The 19,652-nt window shown below is 56.6% G+C and carries 15 protein-coding genes and 2 pseudogenes; 8 read left to right on the top strand and 9 right to left on the bottom strand.

What is annotated here, in order from left to right; genetic code table 11:
- Positions 1–46: 46 nt before the first annotated feature.
- Positions 47–268, top strand: coding sequence for a zinc ribbon domain-containing protein (locus IM282_RS11020; RefSeq protein ID WP_023300707.1), 222 nt, complete (start codon positions 47–49; stop codon positions 266–268).
- Here IM282_RS11020 and IM282_RS11015 read toward each other — a convergent pair.
- From IM282_RS11015 to xseA, 3 genes are read right to left on the bottom strand one after another with little or no spacing between them, the layout of a single operon-like run.
- On the bottom strand, positions 265–615 hold the full coding sequence (locus IM282_RS11015; RefSeq protein ID WP_023300706.1) for a protealysin inhibitor emfourin: 351 nt from the start codon (positions 613–615) through the stop codon (positions 265–267). The two genes, IM282_RS11020 and IM282_RS11015, sit on opposite strands and share 4 nt — an antisense overlap.
- Positions 615–1,634, bottom strand: a complete 1,020-nt coding sequence (locus IM282_RS11010) for a M4 family metallopeptidase (RefSeq protein WP_192970401.1) — start codon at positions 1,632–1,634, stop codon at positions 615–617. The genes IM282_RS11015 and IM282_RS11010 overlap by 1 nt, the downstream gene beginning before the upstream one ends.
- Before the next feature lie 58 nt (positions 1,635–1,692).
- Positions 1,693–3,066 carry an exodeoxyribonuclease VII large subunit gene (gene xseA, locus IM282_RS11005; RefSeq protein ID WP_045621484.1) on the bottom strand — a complete coding sequence of 458 codons (1,374 nt, stop codon included), beginning with the start codon at positions 3,064–3,066 and terminating at the stop codon, positions 1,693–1,695.
- Positions 3,067–3,225: 159 nt separating this feature from the next.
- Here xseA and guaB point away from each other — a divergent pair, with 159 nt between their 5' ends.
- Both guaB and guaA read left to right on the top strand, forming a co-directional pair.
- A complete protein-coding gene (guaB, locus tag IM282_RS11000) occupies positions 3,226–4,692 on the top strand; it encodes an IMP dehydrogenase (RefSeq protein WP_003860601.1) in 1,467 nt (488 codons plus the stop codon).
- A gap of 68 nt (positions 4,693–4,760) precedes the next feature.
- On the top strand, positions 4,761–6,338 hold the full coding sequence (gene guaA / locus IM282_RS10995; RefSeq protein ID WP_006811514.1) for a glutamine-hydrolyzing GMP synthase: 1,578 nt from the start codon (positions 4,761–4,763) through the stop codon (positions 6,336–6,338).
- Between the two features lie 159 nt (positions 6,339–6,497).
- On the opposite strand, the gene IM282_RS10990 is transcribed toward guaA, so the two are convergent.
- The 3 genes from IM282_RS10990 to IM282_RS10980 all read right to left on the bottom strand — a co-directional run bounded on the left by IM282_RS10990 (position 6,498) and on the right by IM282_RS10980 (position 8,571).
- Complete coding sequence (locus IM282_RS10990) at positions 6,498–6,989, bottom strand: type VI secretion system tube protein TssD (RefSeq protein ID WP_023300702.1); 492 nt, start codon at positions 6,987–6,989, stop codon at positions 6,498–6,500.
- 251 nt (positions 6,990–7,240) lie between these two features.
- Positions 7,241–7,756, bottom strand: coding sequence for a DUF2778 domain-containing protein (locus IM282_RS10985; RefSeq protein ID WP_023300701.1), 516 nt, complete (start codon positions 7,754–7,756; stop codon positions 7,241–7,243).
- Positions 7,757–8,217: 461 nt separating this feature from the next.
- Positions 8,218–8,571 carry a helix-turn-helix domain-containing protein gene (locus IM282_RS10980; protein ID WP_006811509.1) on the bottom strand — a complete coding sequence of 118 codons (354 nt, stop codon included), beginning with the start codon at positions 8,569–8,571 and terminating at the stop codon, positions 8,218–8,220.
- Positions 8,572–8,905: 334 nt separating this feature from the next.
- Between IM282_RS10980 and IM282_RS10975 the strand changes: the two genes are divergently transcribed.
- Together IM282_RS10975 and oqxB are read left to right on the top strand one after the other, a co-directional pair.
- Positions 8,906–10,081, top strand: a complete 1,176-nt coding sequence (locus IM282_RS10975; RefSeq protein ID WP_045308556.1) for an efflux RND transporter periplasmic adaptor subunit — start codon at positions 8,906–8,908, stop codon at positions 10,079–10,081.
- A gap of 23 nt (positions 10,082–10,104) precedes the next feature.
- On the top strand, positions 10,105–13,257 hold the full coding sequence (oqxB, locus tag IM282_RS10970) for a multidrug efflux RND transporter permease subunit OqxB (RefSeq protein ID WP_023300700.1): 3,153 nt from the start codon (positions 10,105–10,107) through the stop codon (positions 13,255–13,257).
- Between the two features lie 65 nt (positions 13,258–13,322).
- On the opposite strand, the gene IM282_RS10965 is transcribed toward oqxB, so the two are convergent.
- A complete protein-coding gene (locus IM282_RS10965) occupies positions 13,323–13,802 on the bottom strand; it encodes an Rrf2 family transcriptional regulator (protein WP_003860591.1) in 480 nt (159 codons plus the stop codon).
- A 167-nt stretch (positions 13,803–13,969) separates the two neighbouring features.
- A pseudogene (locus IM282_RS10960) lies at positions 13,970–14,698 on the bottom strand (sensor histidine kinase); the annotation flags it as partial.
- Between IM282_RS10960 and IM282_RS10955 the strand changes: the two are divergent.
- Positions 14,686–14,889: pseudogene (locus IM282_RS10955) on the top strand (MipA/OmpV family protein); the annotation flags it as partial. The pseudogenes IM282_RS10960 and IM282_RS10955 sit on opposite strands and share 13 nt — an antisense overlap.
- 28 nt (positions 14,890–14,917) lie before the next feature.
- Here IM282_RS10955 and IM282_RS10950 read toward each other — a convergent pair.
- The gene (locus IM282_RS10950) at positions 14,918–15,748 is read right to left on the bottom strand and encodes a MurR/RpiR family transcriptional regulator (RefSeq protein ID WP_023300698.1); all 831 of its coding nucleotides are present in this window, start codon (positions 15,746–15,748) and stop codon (positions 14,918–14,920) included.
- A gap of 291 nt (positions 15,749–16,039) precedes the next feature.
- Between IM282_RS10950 and IM282_RS10945 the strand changes: the two genes are divergently transcribed.
- The gene (locus tag IM282_RS10945) at positions 16,040–17,545 is read left to right on the top strand and encodes a CoA-acylating methylmalonate-semialdehyde dehydrogenase (protein ID WP_192970400.1); all 1,506 of its coding nucleotides are present in this window, start codon (positions 16,040–16,042) and stop codon (positions 17,543–17,545) included.
- A gap of 11 nt (positions 17,546–17,556) precedes the next feature.
- Positions 17,557–19,482 (top strand): 3D-(3,5/4)-trihydroxycyclohexane-1,2-dione acylhydrolase (decyclizing), encoded by a 1,926-nt coding sequence (gene iolD / locus IM282_RS10940; RefSeq protein ID WP_192970399.1) that lies wholly within the window; start codon positions 17,557–17,559, stop codon positions 19,480–19,482.
- The last annotated feature ends 170 nt before the right edge of the window (positions 19,483–19,652 follow it).

Genomic DNA, 19,652 nt, shown 5'->3' with positions numbered 1-19,652 from the left:
TGCCGGGGCAGTTATGCAGCCCCGGCCCACCTCAACAGGAGAGAGCATGTCGATAACCTGTCCGGATTGCCACGCAGCGCTCGAGCCGCAAAACGGTATCGCGCACTGCGACAGCTGCAATAACGATATTCCCCTCGAAGCGCGCTGCCCTGATTGCCATCAACCGCTTCAGGTACTCAAGGCCTGCGGTGCGGTGGATTACTTTTGCCAGAACGGCCACGGTCTTATCTCTAAAAAACGCGTGGAGTTTGTTCGGGCTGAAGGTTAATCGCACACGCAGCCTTCACCTTTCTGCCACAGTTCCACCAGCGACTCGGGTGCTTCCTGCTCGGGTACCAGCACGATGATATCGGCGTAGTGCGCCTGATTTTGGCCGGTCCAGATAATCTGGATGCGGAAATAGCGCTGGTCACCTCTGCCGGGGGAAGAGGCTTGTCCGGGCGGCTGGCCGCGCGGGAAAGCCTGCTCCAGAATGCTCACCAGGCGCTGGCGCTGGGCCTCATTAAGCGAGGAGAGCGCAATGGTGCGCTGGCCGCTCAGCTTAGGGATAAAAGCGACGCCGCCTTCCCGGGCCAGCTCAACCACGGCGTCATCCGTCAGTTCCGGAACCTGCATTACAGCACTCCTACCTGTTCCCAGGCTTGTTTTATAGCCCCCCCAACGTCGCTACCGGAGCGTTTCTCGCCGTGCGCTATCGTCAGTTTTGCAAAGGCATCAAAATCCGCATCCTGCGCCAGGTTGCGATCGCAAACCGTGTCGTACCAGGCATAACCCGCTTTTTCCCAGGCGTAGCCACCGATCGCCGTTGCGGCCAGGTAAAACGCGCGGTTGGGGATACCGGAGTTAAGGTGTACGCCGCCGTTATCCTCGCGCGTTTTGATGAAATCTTTCATATGCCCGGGCTGCGGATCTTTACCGAGCAGCGGATCGTTATAGGCCGTGCCGGGTTCAGACATGGAGCGAAGCCCTTTCCCGTTGATGCCCTCCGCCAGCAGCCCTTCACCAATCAGCCAGTCTGCTTTATCGGCGGTTTGCTTAAGATAGTATTGCTTCACCAGCGAACCGAACACGTCGGATAACGACTCGTTCAGCGCGCCCGATTGTTCAAAGTAGATGAGTCCGGCTTCGGTCTCCGTCACGCCGTGGCTAAGCTCATGCGCTACCACGTCGATGGCAATGGTAAAGCGGTTGAAGATTTCCCCGTCGCCATCGCCAAAGACCATCTGCTGGCCGTTCCAGAAGGCGTTTTGATACTCACGGCCATAGTGCACGGTGCCGGTGAGGATCAGCCCTTTGTTATCGAGCGAATCGCGCTGATATTCCTTCCAGAAGAAATCATGGGTAATACCCAGATAATCGTACGCTTCATCCACCGCCACGTCTCCGTTGGAGGGCTGGCCTTCATAGCGTACCTGGGTACCCGGCAGCTCCTGGGTCTGTTTCGCATCGTAGATGTCACGCTCAAGCTGACCGGCTTTATTCACATGCGGCGCGGCGGGTTTGCCCGGCATATGGGCCATCAGCGTCTGGACGTGGGTTAAGGTCTGACGGGCGCAGCGCTGCTGCGGCTCAGAACCGCTTTCGATAATACGGCGAAGAATATACGGAGGGATGACGCTATGTAGATGGGGCATGCTGCTCTCCTTATTAAAAAAGGCAATAGCAGCAGTATAGTTTGTAACCGGCGAAGATTTATCCGCTTTTACGCTGACGCGTTTTTTTCACCGGTTTGATCTCTTTCACTTCACTCTCGACCCAGCCGTCAGAAAGCCGGGTGGTGAGCACATCCCCTGCTTTAACCTGCTTCGTCTGCTTCAGCACTTTGCCGTCCGTCGCGGTGGTCACGCTATAGCCGCGGGCCAGCGTGGAGAGTGGGCTGACGGCTTCCAGATGGGTGACCGCATTGCCAAAACGCTCGCGGGTGGCGCTCAGGCGTGAGCGGATATTTTCCGCGAGGCGGAACTCAAGCTGCTGGATCCGCGTTTGTGCGCGATAAATCTTTGGCTGCGGATTCTGCTGGTTCAGACGCTGAGTCGTGCGCTGCTGGCGCGATATCGCTTTCTTAAGCTGGTTATCCAGCGCGAAGTTCATCCGCTGACGCAGACGCTCCAGTACGGTTTGCTGACGCGCCAGACGCAATTGCGGATGCTGCTGTTGCAGACGATGATGAAGCTGGGTAAAGCGGCGGGTACGGTTGGCGAGGAAGTAGTCCATCGCCATCTCCAGGCGCTGCTGCCCGTTCTGGATCTGGCGCAGCAGCTCCTGCTGATTACGGCTGACCACCTCTGCCGCCGCGGACGGCGTGGGCGCGCGTAAATCCGCGACAAAATCGGCTATCGTCACATCCGTTTCATGGCCGACGGCGCTCACCACAGGGATAAGGCTGGCAAAGATTGCCCGCGCCACGCGCTCGTCGTTAAAGCTCCACAGGTCTTCCAGCGAGCCGCCGCCGCGCCCGACGATCAGGACATCGCACTCCTGACGCGCATTCGCCAGCTCAATCGCGCGCACGATCTGCCCCGGCGCATCGTCACCCTGAACGGCAGTTGGGTAGATAATGACGGGCAGGGAAGGGTCACGGCGCTTCAGGACGTGCAAAATATCGTGCAGCGCCGCGCCGGTTTTCGAGGTGATAACTCCAACACAGTGGGCAGGTGAGGGCAGGGGCTTTTTAAACTGCTGGTCAAACAATCCCTCAGCCGAAAGCATGGCTTTTAACTGCTCGTACTTCTGCTGCAACAAGCCTTCACCGGCGGGCTGCATGCTCTCGACGATAATCTGATAATCGCCGCGCGGCTCATACAGGGTAATGTTGGCGCGAACCAGAACCTGCTGGCCATGCTGAGGGCGGAACGTCACGCGACGATTGCTGTTGCGGAACATCGCGCAGCGCACCTGAGCGGTGTCGTCTTTTAGCGTAAAGTACCAGTGACCGGAAGCAGGCTGCGTGAAGTTAGAGATTTCACCGCTGATCCAGACCTGTCCCATTTCCTGCTCAAGCAGCAAACGCACCGTCTGATTAAGGCGGCTGACAGTATAAATTGAGGGGGATTGAGAGGATAACATGTGAGCGGGATCAAATTCTAAATCAGCAAGTTATTCAGTCGATAGTAACCTGCTGAGAGGCGATCGCAAGCATTTTTTTCAAAAAAGTGTAGATGCAATCGGTTACGCTCTGTATAATGCCACGGCAATATTTAACCACCCAGGTCAGAGATATTGCCCATGCTACGTATCGCTAAAGAAGCACTGACGTTTGACGACGTCCTCCTCGTTCCCGCTCATTCCACCGTTCTGCCGAATACTGCCGACCTCAGCACGCAGTTGACGAAAACCATTCGTCTGAACATTCCTATGCTCTCCGCAGCAATGGACACCGTGACTGAAGCGCGTCTGGCTATCGCTTTGGCACAGGAAGGCGGCATTGGCTTTATCCACAAAAACATGTCTATCGAGCGTCAGGCGGAAGAAGTTCGCCGCGTGAAGAAACATGAATCCGGTATCGTGTCCGATCCTCAGACCGTTCTGCCAACCACCACCCTGCACGAAGTGAAAGCGCTAACCGAGCGTAACGGCTTTGCAGGTTACCCGGTTGTGACCGAAGACAACGAGCTGGTGGGCATCATCACCGGTCGTGATGTGCGTTTCGTGACTGACCTGAACCAGCCTGTCAGCGTCTATATGACACCAAAAGAGCGCCTGGTGACCGTTCGCGAAGGCGAAACCCGCGACGTGGTGCTGGCGAAAATGCACGAAAAACGCGTTGAGAAAGCGCTGGTTGTGGATGCGAACTTCCACCTGCGTGGCATGATCACCGTTAAAGATTTCCAGAAAGCAGAACGTAAACCGAACGCCTGTAAAGACGAGCATGGCCGTCTGCGTGTCGGCGCTGCGGTTGGCGCGGGCGCAGGTAACGAAGAGCGCGTTGACGCGCTGGTTGCCGCGGGCGTTGACGTGCTGCTGATTGACTCCTCACATGGCCACTCCGAAGGCGTTCTGCAACGTATTCGTGAAACCCGTGCTAAATACCCGGATCTCCAGATCATTGGCGGTAACGTGGCTACGGGCGCAGGTGCTCGCGCGCTGGCGGAAGCCGGTTGCAGCGCGGTGAAAGTGGGTATCGGCCCTGGCTCTATCTGTACTACCCGTATCGTCACCGGCGTGGGCGTTCCGCAGATCACCGCGGTGTCTGACGCGGTTGAAGCGCTGGAAGGCACCGGTATTCCGGTTATCGCGGACGGCGGTATCCGCTTCTCTGGCGACATCGCCAAAGCGATCGCCGCAGGTGCCGCAGCCGTGATGGTGGGCTCCATGCTGGCCGGTACCGAAGAATCCCCGGGCGAAATCGAACTCTACCAGGGCCGTTCTTATAAATCCTACCGCGGTATGGGCTCCCTGGGCGCGATGTCCAAAGGTTCCTCCGACCGTTACTTCCAGACCGATAACGCCGCTGACAAACTGGTACCGGAAGGCATCGAAGGCCGCGTGGCCTATAAAGGCCGTCTGAAAGAGATCATCCACCAGCAGATGGGCGGCCTGCGTTCCTGTATGGGTCTTACCGGCTGTGGTACCATTGACCTGCTGCGTACCAAAGCGGAATTCGTACGCATCAGCGGTGCGGGTATCCAGGAGAGCCACGTGCACGACGTGACGATCACCAAAGAGTCCCCGAACTACCGTCTGGGATCATGATTTTCTTCGCCCGACCTCGTGTCGGGCGATTTATTTAATCTGTTTCACTTGCCTCGGAATTAGCGTCAATGACGGAAAACATTCATAAACATCGCATCCTCATCCTCGATTTTGGTTCTCAGTACACTCAACTGGTGGCGCGTCGCGTGCGTGAGCTGGGCGTTTACTGTGAACTGTGGGCGTGGGATGTTACGGAAGCACAGATTCGCGAGTTCAATCCAAGCGGCATCATCCTGTCCGGCGGCCCGGAGAGCACCACCGAAGAGAACAGCCCGCGCGCGCCACAGTACGTATTCGAAGCGGGCGTACCGGTGTTCGGCGTGTGCTACGGCATGCAGACTATGGCGATGCAGCTGGGCGGCCACGTAGAAGGCTCTAACGAGCGTGAGTTCGGCTACGCGCAGGTAGAAGTCGTCACCGACAGCGCGCTGGTGCGCGGTATCGAAGACTCCCTGACCGCAGACGGCAAACCGCTGCTGGACGTGTGGATGAGCCACGGCGACAAAGTCACCGCCATCCCATCGGACTTCGTGACCGTAGCCAGCACCGAAAGCTGCCCGTTCGCGATTATGGCGAACGAAGAAAAACGCTTCTACGGCGTGCAGTTCCACCCGGAAGTGACTCACACCCGTCAGGGTATGCGCATGCTGGAGCGCTTCGTGCGTGATATCTGCCAGTGTGAAGCCCTGTGGACCCCGGCAAAAATCATCGACGACGCCGTGGAGCGTATCCGCCAGCAGGTTGGTGATGACAAAGTGATCCTCGGCCTCTCCGGCGGCGTCGACTCCTCCGTGACCGCGATGCTGCTGCACCGCGCCATCGGCAAAAACCTGACCTGCGTCTTCGTGGACAACGGCCTGCTGCGTCTGAACGAAGCCCAGCAGGTCATGGACATGTTCGGCGACCACTTCGGTCTGAACATCGTTCACGTGGAAGGCGAACAGCGCTTCCTGGACGCGCTGAAAGGCGAGAACGATCCGGAAGCGAAACGTAAAATCATCGGCCGCGTATTCGTGGAAGTGTTCGACGAAGAAGCGCTGAAGCTGGAAGACGTGAAATGGCTGGCGCAGGGTACTATCTACCCTGACGTGATCGAGTCTGCGGCCTCCGCGACCGGTAAAGCGCACGTTATCAAATCTCACCACAACGTGGGCGGCCTGCCGAAAGAGATGAAGATGGGCCTGGTTGAACCACTGCGTGAGCTATTCAAAGACGAAGTGCGTAAGATCGGTCTGGAGCTGGGGCTGCCGTACGACATGCTCTACCGTCACCCATTCCCGGGCCCGGGCCTCGGCGTACGCGTGCTGGGCGAAGTGAAGAAAGAGTACTGCGACCTGCTGCGTCGTGCGGACGCGATCTTCATTGAAGAGCTGCACAAGGCTGACCTGTACAACAAGGTTAGCCAGGCGTTCACCGTGTTCCTGCCGGTTCGCTCCGTCGGCGTGATGGGCGATGGCCGCAAGTACGACTGGGTTGTCTCCCTGCGTGCGGTTGAAACCATCGACTTCATGACCGCGCACTGGGCGCACCTGCCGTATGACTTCTTAGGCCGCGTGTCTAACCGCATCATCAACGAAGTGAACGGCATTTCCCGCGTGGTGTATGACATCAGCGGCAAGCCACCGGCGACGATCGAGTGGGAATGATTTCGCGTCTGGCTACAGCCTGTAGGTAAATGCAGTAAAGTATCTCTAAGCCCGCGTAACTGCGGGCTTTTTTGTTTTTTATGTCTGGCACTTTCTGGCAGCGTTAGCAACGAAGAGCATAATTTCAGAACGCACTGTGGCGCAGAAAGTAACAGAAATTTATGCTGTTGGCCTCTCGTACCATGAATCAGAGAATTGGATATTCCCATCTACAATACGCCATGTGATTTTTTCATATTGCATAGAGACGGATTCCATATGATTTAACTTATCATTGCCTGATAATTTAACATTGGGCACACCACAATTAACACCCGTTATTTTTACATTTTCCATTAATACGGTGTAATAACACACCTCCTGGCCCGCATCATTGATATGATAAAATTTTACTTCTGCACTTTTTAATGTTTGCCCTGTAGCTGCTGCTTTGTAGAGATAGGGACTGGAACTGTCGACTTCTTTTTCAAAATTAAATGATGAATGTTGGCGTGTTCCGGTGATCTTTCCATTGGCAGTATCGACGGGAAGGTTAACACCATGACCCATACTGATTACCTCGATAGAGCCCTCACGATCCTGAACATCTACAGAGCCTTTGATATCTGCACCACCATCATCTTTTAGCCAAAGATAGGGAGGGATAGGCATTTTATTTACTCCTTATTAGTTTAATAAACTTCATTGTTATGATGTAGAAAAAGAGAGAGGTAAGAGTGTTGAATGAAATTAATACATAATCATAACTATAATAGATATCTTCGGGTGTTGGGTTGTTGCTAATTAAATAGGAAATTCTAATAGCTGTTTCGTGACTTATTAATGGATGTTCAGTTAAGTAGCAAACATCTAACCATGAAACAATAGCGAATATGCCGATGAAAAGAACCATTCTAACAGAACTAAGGACAAGTTTTCTGATAACCACCAATAATGACCTCAATTGTTCCATAGGATTCTAAATCAAGACCTTTAACCTTTGCTGTCTTTGTTCTTAATAGTGCGTTTCTTAATCTATTGTAATCTGATTGGCTTGGTAAAGTTATACACCCTTCTGATACCTGACCGGGATGTAGCCTAAATCCACCTCTGGCTACGCTTTTGTAAAATGTAGAATCATCTATATTCCCATCGTCGCGAAATAAAGCAAACCATTCAGAATGATCAACATGATAACTAAAAGTGCTTTTATATGTATCGACTCCCCAGGCTCTAAATCTGTTAGCCATACTTCCTTTAGGCCTGTCTACTATATAATATTTACCTTTTGGTAGCGGTCCAACGTTAGGAATGATGCCACATGCTCCTTTGTTTCTGTATGCACCGTTACCAGAAAAAGCCATAAAGACTCCAACACCATCAAATTCAAGTGGTGAGTAATCAGCATCATTTATAATAAACTTTCCATGCAAAGTCATGTATCTCTCTTTTCTTTATAGATGCTTATGAAAATTATCTGCATATAGTGCGTGTATTTTTAAAATAAAATATACATAAAGTGCGCATTTAATTATTTTACTCTAAAAAAGGTTGGCTTGCCTTTGGAAAGTAGATCTATATCAATTTTACAGCTACACCCGATAGTAGATCGTTTTAAGGGATGTGTTCATAAAAATATAAAGTGAAGTTCCACAGATAATCCCGACAAAAATCATCCCTACAGTTGTGCTCGGAACCTCGACGTAACGAGATTAAGGACAATATATAAGAAAGCCGATTATCGAGAATAGCGTAAAGCCAAAATGCAAGGACTGAGCTGATATGATTGAGTAGGAATAAGCCCGTAAACCTTTCTGCACGTCATAAGCAGTTAAGACTGCTAAACCCCCCTTTTACAGAGGGTTTTTCTTTTGTAACTGATATCCGAACGGGACGTGAATTATTGGCTCATCTGTCGGGATCCACGGCAGCCGATACTGCGTCGCCATGCCCCTGGCGCCTGACCATACTGACGCTTAAAGCTGCGGTTGAAGGACTGCTGAGAGTCAAAGCCCAGCGCGATCGCCACGTTCAGAATCGGTTCATCGCTTTGGGCTAAGCGCTCAACCGATTTTTGCAGCTTTTGCGCGCGAATATATTCGGCGAGAGGGGAGCCGGTATGTTCTTTGAAGATCCGCTGGAGATGCCATTTCGAATAGCCGGCTCGCCTGGAGACGGTTTCAATGTCCAGGCGGCTATCAAGGTTGTTGTCGATCCAGTCGAGCAAATCGTGAATGAATGCACCCGTGTTCATCTTGCTTCCCCCTACGCCACGCATTAAAAGCATCTTTGTTTGTTGCACTTAAAGGTGGCCCGTTTTGATATTAATTGCAAGTTTTATTGTTACATTTAAATCCCTTCTAAAAACCCGTGATTTACCTTCGCCGCAAATAGCACATTAAGTGCAACAATTATTCTTGCACTTAATTAAGCGCCTTCCTACAATCGCCGCGATAGTGTATTCGCAACTGTTACAGTTTTGTGGCGATGAACGACACAAATGGCCTTAAGCCAGACCGGACAAAGGAAGTGGCGCGGCGCCTCCCGCTGCGTCTTGCCCGGCGGCTACAATAACCGGAATAAAAATAATGAGCCTGCAAAAAACCTGGGGTTACTTTCATCTGAGCGCGACGGGGGTGGTTTTACTCTCCGCGCTTCTCGTCGGGTGCGATGACAGTGTCGCGCAAAATGCTGCACCGCAAGCGCCCGTCGTCAGCGCAGCTGACGTGGTGGTGAAATCCATTAGCCAGTGGGACAGCTTTAACGGTCGCATTGAAGCGGTGGAAAGCGTTCAGCTGCGCCCACGCGTCTCCGGCTACATTGATAAAGTGAATTACACCGACGGCCAGGAGGTGAAAAAGGGCGAGGTGCTGTTCACGATTGATGACCGAACCTATCGCGCGGCGCTGGAACAGGCGCAGGCGAACCTGGCGAGAGCCAAAACGCAGGCCAGCCTGGCGCGAAGCGAGGCTAACCGTACCGATAAATTAGTCAATACCAACGTGGTATCTCGTGAAGAGTGGGAGCAGCGCCGTTCCGCCGCTACCCAGGCGCAGGCCGATATTCGCGCGGCGCAGGCGGCGGTTGATGCCGCGCAGCTCAACCTCGACTTCACCAAAGTGACCGCGCCTATCGACGGTCGCGCCAGCCGGGCGCTGATCACCAGCGGTAACCTGGTGACTGCGGGTGACAGCGCCAGCGTGCTCACCACCCTGGTCTCACAGAAGACGGTTTACGTCTACTTCGACGTGGACGAGTCCACCTATCTTCACTATCAGAACCTGGCCCGCAGCGGGCAGGGGGCGTCCAGTCACCACACGGCGCTGCCGGTGGAGATTGGTCTGACGGGTGAGGAGGGCTATCCCCATCAGGGCAAAGTGGATTTCCTGGATAACCAGCTCACGCCGAGTACCGGTACAATCCGCATGCGTGCGCTGCTGGACAACTCACAGCGTCAGTTCACGCCGGGACTCTTCGCACGCGTGCGCCTGCCGGGCAGTGCGGAATTTAAAGCCACGCTTGTTGACGATAAGGCGGTGCTGACCGATCAGGATCGTAAGTATGTTTATGTCGTAGATAAAGACGGGAAAGCGCAGCGCCGCGATATTACGCCGGGGCGTCTGGCCGACGGTTTACGTATCGTACAGCAGGGGCTGAAACCCGGGGATAAAGTCATCGTCGATGGTTTACAAAAAGTGTTTATGCCGGGTATGCCGGTTAACGCGAAAACCGTTGCCATGACCGCCAGCGCCGCCCTCAACTGATCCCTTACCTGAGAATCCAATCCATGGACTTTTCCCGTTTTTTCATCGACAGGCCGATTTTTGCCGCCGTACTGTCGATTCTGATTTTTATCACAGGATTAATCGCCATCCCGCTGCTGCCGGTGAGCGAATATCCTGATGTCGTGCCGCCAAGCGTGCAGGTGCGCGCCGAGTACCCGGGCGCCAACCCGAAAGTGATTGCCGAAACCGTGGCGACGCCGCTGGAAGAGGCGATCAACGGCGTTGAAAACATGATGTACATGAAATCCGTCGCGGGCTCCGATGGCGTGCTGGTGACTACCGTCACCTTCCGTCCGGGTACCGACCCGGATCAGGCGCAGGTACAGGTGCAAAACCGCGTCGCACAGGCCGAGGCGCGTCTGCCGGAAGACGTTCGGCGTCTGGGCATTACGACTCAGAAACAGTCGCCAACGCTGACGCTGGTGGTGCATCTCTTTTCGCCTGGCGGTAAGTACGATTCACTGTATATGCGTAACTACGCCACGCTGAAGGTGAAGGACGAGCTGGCGCGTCTGCCCGGCGTGGGTCAGATCCAGATTTTCGGCTCGGGTGAATACGCGATGCGCGTCTGGCTGGATCCAAACAAGGTGGCGGCGCGCGGACTGACGGCCTCGGACGTGGTGACGGCGATGCAGGAGCAAAACGTACAGGTATCCGCCGGGCAGCTTGGCGCCGAGCCGCTGCCGAAAGAGAGCGATTTCCTGATCTCCATTAACGCCCAGGGCCGTCTGCATACCGAAGAAGAGTTTGGCAATATTGTCCTGAAAACAACGCAGGACGGTACGGTCGTCCGCCTGCGCGACGTGGCGCGTATCGAGATGGGTTCCGGCAGCTATGCGCTGCGCTCCCAGCTGAACAATAAAGACGCGGTCGGGATTGGTATCTTCCAGTCGCCGGGGGCAAACGCCATCGATCTGTCTAACGCGGTGCGCGCCAAAATGGACGAACTGTCCACCCGTTTCCCGGACGATATGAAGTGGGCGGCACCTTACGACCCAACGGTATTTGTGCGCGACTCGATCCGTGCGGTTGTACAAACGCTGCTGGAAGCGGTGGTGCTGGTCGTGCTGGTGGTGATCCTTTTCCTGCAAACCTGGCGCGCGTCGATCATCCCGCTGATCGCGGTGCCGGTATCGGTGGTGGGTACCTTCAGCATTCTTTACCTGCTGGGCTTCTCGCTGAATACCCTGAGCCTGTTCGGGCTGGTGCTGGCCATCGGTATCGTGGTGGATGATGCCATCGTGGTGGTGGAGAACGTCGAGCGAAATATCGAAGAGGGGCTCGCCCCGCTTGCGGCGGCGCATCAGGCGATGCGTGAAGTGTCCGGGCCGATTATCGCCATTGCGCTGGTGCTGTGTGCAGTGTTTGTGCCGATGGCGTTCCTCTCTGGCGTGACCGGCCAGTTCTACAAACAGTTTGCGGTAACGATAGCCATTTCCACGGTGATCTCCGCGATCAACTCGCTGACGCTTTCTCCGGCGCTGGCCGCGCTGCTGTTGAAGCCGCATGGTGCCCCGAAAGATTTCCCGACCCGGCTTATCGATCGTCTGTTCGGCTGGATTTTCCGTCCGTTTAACCGCTTTTTCCATCGCAGCTCGACCGGCTATCAGGGACTGGTAGGGAAAACGCTTGGCCGACGCGGTGCAGTGTTTGCGGTTTATTTGCTGCTGCTTTGTGCCGCGGGTGTGATGTTTAAAGTCGTACCCGGCGGGTTTATTCCGACGCAGGATAAGCTGTACCTGATCGGCGGCGTGAAAATGCCGGAAGGCTCGTCGCTGGCGCGTACCGATGCGGTGATCCGCAAAATGAGCGAAATCGGGATGAATACCGAAGGCGTGGATTATGCGGTCGCGTTTCCTGGCCTGAACGCGCTCCAGTTCACCAATACGCCGAACACCGGGACGGTCTTCTTTGGCCTGAAGCCGTTCGACCAGCGTAAACATACTGCGGCGGAAATTAACGCGGAGATCAATGCGAAAATCGCTCAAATCCAGCAGGGCTTTGGCTTCTCGATTCTGCCGCCGCCGATTTTAGGGCTGGGTCAAGGGTCCGGTTATTCGCTGTACATTCAGGACCGTGCTGGTCTGGGCTATGGCGCGCTGCAAAACGCGGTGAACACCATGTCCGGGGCGATTATGCAGACGCCGGGTATGCATTTCCCCATCTCAACCTACCAGGCTAACGTTCCGCAGCTGGATGTGCAGGTTGACCGTGATAAAGCGAAAGCGCAGGGCGTATCGCTTACCGATCTTTTCGGCACGCTGCAAACCTATCTGGGCTCGTCATATGTAAACGACTTTAACCAGTTTGGACGGACCTGGCGCGTAATGGCACAGGCCGACGGGCAGTTCCGCGACAGCGTGGAAGATATCGCGAATTTACGCACACGCAATGACCAGGGCGAAATGGTGCCGATTGGCAGTATGGTGAAAATCACGACCACCTACGGGCCGGACCCGGTGATCCGCTATAATGGTTACCCGGCGGCGGATCTTATTGGTGATGCTGACCCGCGCGTGCTCTCTTCCGCGCAGGCGATGACGCAGCTGGACGCCATGTCTAAGCAGATCCTGCCGAACGGGATGAATATTGAATGGACGGACCTGAGTTTCCAGCAGGCCACCCAGGGCAATACGGCGCTGATCGTCTTCCCGGTCGCGGTGCTGCTGGCGTTCCTGGTGCTGGCGGCGCTGTATGAAAGCTGGACGCTGCCGCTGGCGGTGATCCTTATCGTGCCGATGACGATGCTCTCCGCGCTGTTCGGCGTCTGGCTGACCGGGGGCGATAACAACGTCTTCGTGCAGGTGGGGCTGGTCGTGCTGATGGGGCTGGCCTGTAAAAACGCGATACTTATCGTGGAGTTTGCCCGCGAGCTGGAAATTCAGGGCAAAGGCATCATGGAGGCTGCGCTGGAGGCGTGCCGCCTGCGTTTACGCCCGATTGTAATGACCTCTATCGCCTTTATTGCCGGGACCATTCCACTGATCCTAGGTCACGGGGCAGGGGCAGAAGTCCGCGGCGTCACCGGGATCACCGTCTTCTCCGGGATGCTGGGCGTGACGCTGTTTGGTCTGTTCCTGACGCCGGTCTTTTACGTGACGCTGCGTAAGTTCGTGACGCGCGGCAAAGCGGAAAGAGAGGTGTTGCCTGCGTAGGACGTAGCAGATAACAAAAAGCCGCCTTCATTGTGAAGGCGGCTTTTTTTCGCAATCCGTCAGGATTAAGGCGCTTTTTTATGCTGCGTACAGAGTTCCGGCACCGGATCGCACCCGCTGGTATCGGCTTTTTTCACCTCTTCCAGCGCGCTGGCGACGGTATGGCGCGCTAAAACCGCTAACGAAGCCTGCTCCGCTTCATCAGCGATTGATTTGAAGTACCAGCAGGCGTTGGCGCTGACCACACAGCGGGCCGGGACGTCAGGACGGGACGCCCACAGCTTTTTATCTTCAGTGACGGAAAGGTAGATATCACGCAGGGTGATCTCTTCAGCCGGGCGGCCAAGGTGAATAGAGCCGTTGCGGCCAAGCGTGGAGACGATAATGCCGTCCCGGGCGAGAGGAACCATTAATTTGCGGATAAAGCTCGGATTCGCTTCCAGGCCGTAAGCCAGGATTGCACTCGTCGAACGTTCACCCGATTGCTCCGCCATCGCTACGCTGAGAACCATCTGCAAAGCTGTCGGGAAGCGGTAATCTAACATTTTTCTGTCCTGGGTTGCGGTGAATCTTGTTTTTTTTGGCACCGCAGAGGTGAATAATCAGTAAGTAACAATATAACAAATACGGTAATTTTATTGAAGCAATCTGCGGCATACGTGAAGTAACGCTGCGCTGACACATGTCAGGACGTGTAGCGCCGGGTTTACGTTCATGCGAATGACGGATTCGGGAAATCAACGGTCACCATAAGACCACCTTCGGCTGACGTACTCAGATTGACCCTGCCGTTGTGTTGCTGCGTAACGGCTTTGACGATGGCAAGCCCCAGTCCACTCCCGCTTTGGGTCTGATTAGGATCGCGGAAAAATCTGTCGAACACGCGCTCCCGCAGTTCAACCGGGATACCGGGGCCCGCGTCTGAGACGCGCAGCTGAGCGGACTTATCACGCGATTGCAGTTGTACCTCAATGCGTCCACCCTCAGGGCTATACTTCACGGCATTCTCAATTAAATTGTCGATCAGCGACACCAGACGTTCCCGAATGCCTGCGACATGGATTTCATCGTCGGCGAAGAATTCAAACTCAATCCCGCGTGCCGATGCCAGCGGCTCCAGTGCGGCCATTCGCTCCTGAATAAGCGTTGTCAGCGGCACAGGCTCCATTACCGTGTCGATGTGCGCTTCGCTGTGCTTCATCAGCAGAAGCTGATTGACGAGACGAGCAGCACGGCTATTGCTGCGAACAATGCCTGCAAGCAGCTCCTGCTGGCTTTCGCTGATGACCCAGGACTGCAGCGCCTCGACGTTGATTCGCATCGCGTCCACCGTCTGGCGCAGCTCCCTGTGCCTGGGAACGGCTTTTAAGGGAGAGAGATCGTCTGGCGTGCGCAATGAAATTTCATTCACTACCCTGTTCCAGGGGCGCATCAGGATTTGCCCGACATGATGCAGGATCGGGAATATACGCCTATTCGCTGAACCTGGACTGGACCCATAAGCTCACCTCCCGCTGGAGCCTGCTTGCTGCTGCTGGCGTTATGCAGCTGACGGGAGAGGCGGGCGATAGCCCAGTCGTTCAGAAAAAAACGTCGCCCACGGGAAGCCTAAAGGTGACGTACAGCTTCTGACCGGTGTTGCAGGCGAAGGAGCGGTAGCCTACTTTCCTTCGCCCAGCCGATATGCCAGCGCCACTACCAGCGACTGCACCAGGCACAGCGTCGCCGACTGAGAGCGAAACGCATCCACCTGCGCCTCTTTCACCACGAAACAGAGGTCGCTGAACGTCGCCAGCGGGCTGATCTGGCTGTCGGTGATCACAATCTGGCGCGCGCCGACGTGGTCGGCGGTTTCGCTGACCATCACCGTTTCTTCCGCGTATGGCGAGAAGCTGATCGACACCACTATATCGCGCGCCTTGATGCGGCTAATCTGCTCGCGCAGCATGCCGCCCATGCCGTCGAGCAGAATAGGGCGGCACTCAAGGTGGCTCAGGGCATAGGTCAGATAGGCGGCGACGCTAAAGGAGCGGCGCAGTCCGGCGATGTAGATGGTGTCGGCGCCGGCCAGCAGCTGAACGGCGCGCTCCAGCATCTCCGGTTCGGCACGGGCAGCGAGCTGCTGGAGCGCCTGGGCATTTGAGCGGGCGAACTCCTGTAAAATATCGAGCGGCGTTTCCGGCACGGCCTCGCTCTCCATTTCGCGAAACAGCCGCGCACGGTCGCTGTAGCTGGCGGTCTCCTCCATCAGGTTCATGCGAAACAGCTGTTTCATTTCGTTAAAGCCGGTGAAGTCAAAGGCGTTGGCGAAGCGGATCAGCGTTGACGGCGGCACGTCGGCGCGCTCGGCAATGACGGCAACCGTATCAAAGGCCACGCTGTTGGTGTTATCCAGTACATAGCGGGAGACCTGCTGCAGCCTCTTGCTCAGGCTATCGTAGCGATCGCGGATTTGCTGCTGAAGTTCATTCAGGCTGGTTGCTGTCGTCATGTTATCCCCCAAATACAGTTTTATGATTCTAAACGCAAAGCCGCGTCTTTTAAATGTCGGCCATCCATCTGGCAGCAAAAATGAAACAGAAGCTTCAGCCATTTCCTCGCCCGAAATGCCTTAATAGCGCACGCTGCGTCAGTGTTGCTGGCTATTAACATAAAAATCCATCCTTGATCACAATAATCATCATTTATTTTATTTCAACTTAAAATGGAATATTTGTTTCATATATAGTGTGAGTACAAAGCGTTCAAATAACGGTCACGTATCAACAGCGAGAGGTTAAGGATGGAGACGGTAGCGAATTTTATTCACGGCGAATGTGTCACCGGTTCAGGCCAGCGCGTTCAGGCGATCTTCAACCCGGCCACCGGCGAGCAGATCCGCCAGGTGGTGATGAGTACGGCACAGGAGGCGGAGCAGGCGGTTGCCGCAGCGCAGCAGGCCTTTCCCGCGTGGGCACGCCAGGCTCCGCTTAAGCGCGCGCGCGTGATGTTCCGCTTTAAGGCACTGCTGGAGGAGAACATGGCACGCCTGGCCCGCCTCATCAGCGAAGAGCACGGCAAGGTCTTCTCCGACGCGGTGGGGGAACTGACCCGCGGTCTGGAAGTGGTGGAATTTGCCTGCGGCATCCCGCATCTGCAAAAGGGTGAACACTCTGCGAACGTCGGTACCGGCGTCGACAGCCACTCGCTGATGCAGCCGCTCGGGGTCTGCGCCGGGATCGCGCCATTTAACTTCCCGGCGATGGTGCCGATGTGGATGTTCCCGATTGCGCTGGCAACCGGGAATACCTTCGTGCTGAAGCCGTCGGAAAAAGACCCTTCGCTCGCGCTGGCGCTGGCGCAGCTGCTAAAAGAGGCCGGTCTGCCGGACGGCGTGTTCAACGTGGTGCAGGGCGATAAGGAGTCCGTTGACGTGCTCCTGACCGACCCGCGCGTGCAGGCGGTGAGCTTTGTCGGCTCCACGCCGGTTGCGGAATACATTTACCAGACCGCCTCCGCCCACGGTAAGCGCTGTCAGGCGCTGGGTGGGGCGAAAAACCACTGCATTTTGATGCCGGATGCCGATATGGAGATGGCGGCCAACGCCATTATCGGGGCGGCCTACGGCGCGGCGGGCGAGCGCTGTATGGCGCTCTCGGTGGTGCTGGCGGTGGGCGATAATACCGCCGACGACCTCTGCGCCCGGCTGGAAAAACAGATTGCCGCGCTGCGCGTCGGGCCGGGCCTGGACCAGTCGCCGGAAAACGAAATGGGGCCACTCATCTCCTCCGCGCACCGCAGCAAGGTGCTGGGCTACATCGACAGTGGCGAGTCGCAGGGGGCAAAACTTCGCGTGGACGGTCGCGGCTTCAGCGTGAAGGGGCACGAGCAGGGCTACTTCGTTGGGCCGACGCTGTTCGATAACGTCACCCCGGAGATGACCATCTATAAAGAAGAAATTTTCGGCCCGGTGCTTTCTGTGGTGCGCGTAGCAGATTACGCCAGCGCGGTGGACCTGATTAACCGCCATGAATATGGTAATGGCTCGGCGATCTTCACTCGCGACGGCGGCTGCGCGCGCCGCTTCTGCGAAGAGGTGCAGGCAGGTATGGTGGGCGTCAACGTGCCGATCCCGGTGCCGATGGCGTTCCACAGCTTCGGCGGCTGGAAGCGTTCCATCTTCGGCGCGCTCAACGTCCACGGCAACGACGGCGTGCGCTTCTACACCCGAATGAAAACCATCACCGCGCGCTGGCCGGAAATGCAGCAGGAGACAGGCGCTGCGTTCTCCATGCCGACGCTGGGCTGACAGGAGATTTTATGCAAACCGAACGTATGACCATGGCCCAGGCGCTGGTCCGGTTCCTGAATCAACAGTACGTCAGCGTGGATGGCCACGAAACCCCCTTCGTGGAGGGCGTCGCCACCATCTTTGGACACGGCAACGTGCTGGGTATCGGCCAGGCGCTGGAACAGGATCCGGGCCATCTGCAGGTGATGCAGGGCTGCAACGAGCAGGGCATTGCCCATATGGCGACGGGATTCGCCAAACAGCACCGCCGTCAGCGCATCTTTGCCGTCACCTCCTCCGTCGGGCCGGGCGCCGCCAATATGGTCACGGCCGCGGCAACCGCTACGGCGAACCGAATCCCCCTGCTGCTGCTGCCGGGCGATATCTACGCCAGCCGCCAGCCGGACCCGGTGCTGCAGCAGATCGAGCAGTATCACGATCTGAGCATCAGCACCAACGACTGCTTCCGTCCGGTCTCCCGCTACTGGGACCGCATTAACCGCCCGGAGCAACTCATGAGCGCGATGCTCAGCGCGATGCGAACGCTTACTGACCCGGCAGATACCGGTGCGGTGACGATTTGCCTCCCGCAGGACGTGCAGGGGGAAGCGTGGGATTACCCGCTGAGCTTCTTCGCGCGTCGTGTGCACCACATCGAGCGCCGTCCGCCCGATCCGCAGCGTCTGGCGCAGGCGCGGGCGCTGATCGCCCGCAAGCGTCGCCCGCTGGTGGTGTGCGGCGGCGGCGTGCGCTATTCCGGCGCGCATGAGGCGTTTCGCGACTTTGTCGAGACGCTGCGGCTGCCGTTCGCCGAAACCCAGGCCGGAAAGGGGGCGCTGGTAAGTGACCACCCACTTAACCTCGGTGGCGTAGGGGTGACGGGCGGGATGGCGGCCAACCAGCTCGCCCCGCAGGCCGACCTGGTGATCGGCATCGGCACGCGCCTGACCGACTTTACCACCGGCTCCAAGGCGCTCTTTTCCCATCCGGACGTGGAATTCCTGCTGCTGAACGTGGCCGAATTTGACGCCCTGAAGCTGGACGCCACCGCGCTGGTGGCCGATGCCCAAACCGGGCTGCAGGCCCTGACCCATGCGCTGAAGGATTACCGCAGCGGCTGGGGAGAGGAGATTGCTGAGGCGAAATCCGCCTGGCGCGACGAGTGCCGCCGCCTGTGGGATCGCCAGTGGCATCCGGCAGATGCGCCTGAGGTGGCGGGGCACCTGGACGCGCAGCTGGTGGAATACGGCGAGGCGCTCAATACCCGCCTGACCCAGACGCGGGTGCTGGGGCTCATCAACCAGCATGTGGAAGATAACGCCATCGTGGTGGGCGCGGCCGGTTCGCTGCCGGGCGATTTACAGCGCCTCTGGCAGGTCAAAACGCCGGACAGCTATCACCTGGAGTACGGCTATTCCTGCATGGGCTACGAGATTGCGGCAGCCATCGGCGCGAAGCTTGCCCGACCCGAGCAGCCGGTATACGCCATGGTGGGGGATGGCTCCTACATGATGCTGCACTCCGAGCTGCAAACCGCCGTTCAGGAGGGCATTAAGGTCACCGTTCTGCTGTTTGATAATGCCAGCTTCGGCTGCATTAACAACCTGCAGATGGGGCACGGTATGGGCAGTTTTGGCACGGAAAACCGCCATCGCAACCCGGAAAGCGGACGGCTTGACGGGCCGCTGGTGAAGGTCGATTTTGCGCAAAACGCGGAAAGCTACGGCTGCCGCGCGTGGCGGGTAAACGATGAGCAAAGCCTGCTGGCGGCGCTGGAGGCGGCCCGCGCCCATCCTGGCCCGACGCTGCTGGACATCAAGGTGCTGCCGAAGACCATGACCCACGACTACGCCTCCTGGTGGCGAACCGGTGATGCGCAGGTGGCGAAGTCGTCTGCCGTGCGTGAGGCCGCGGAGCAAACGCAGTCGCAGGTGAAAAAAGCCCGTCAGTATTGAGTTTTCCTGCCGTAACGAAATTTTCATTTCATTTTCCCTCACCCTAACCCTCTCCCCAAATGGGAGAGGGGATGGTTCGGTGCGGCCTTTTCTCCCTCGCCCACTTGGAGAGGAGACGGCTCGGGGCTGTCTTTTCTCCCTCGCCCCTATGGGGAGAGGGCCGGGGTGAG

Source organism: Enterobacter cloacae complex sp. P29RS (assembly GCF_014893445.1).
Classification (GTDB): Bacteria; Pseudomonadota; Gammaproteobacteria; order Enterobacterales; family Enterobacteriaceae; genus Enterobacter; species Enterobacter intestinihominis.
Note: the sequence above shows the minus strand (reverse complement) of the source record. Positions and strands in the feature narration are given on the sequence as shown.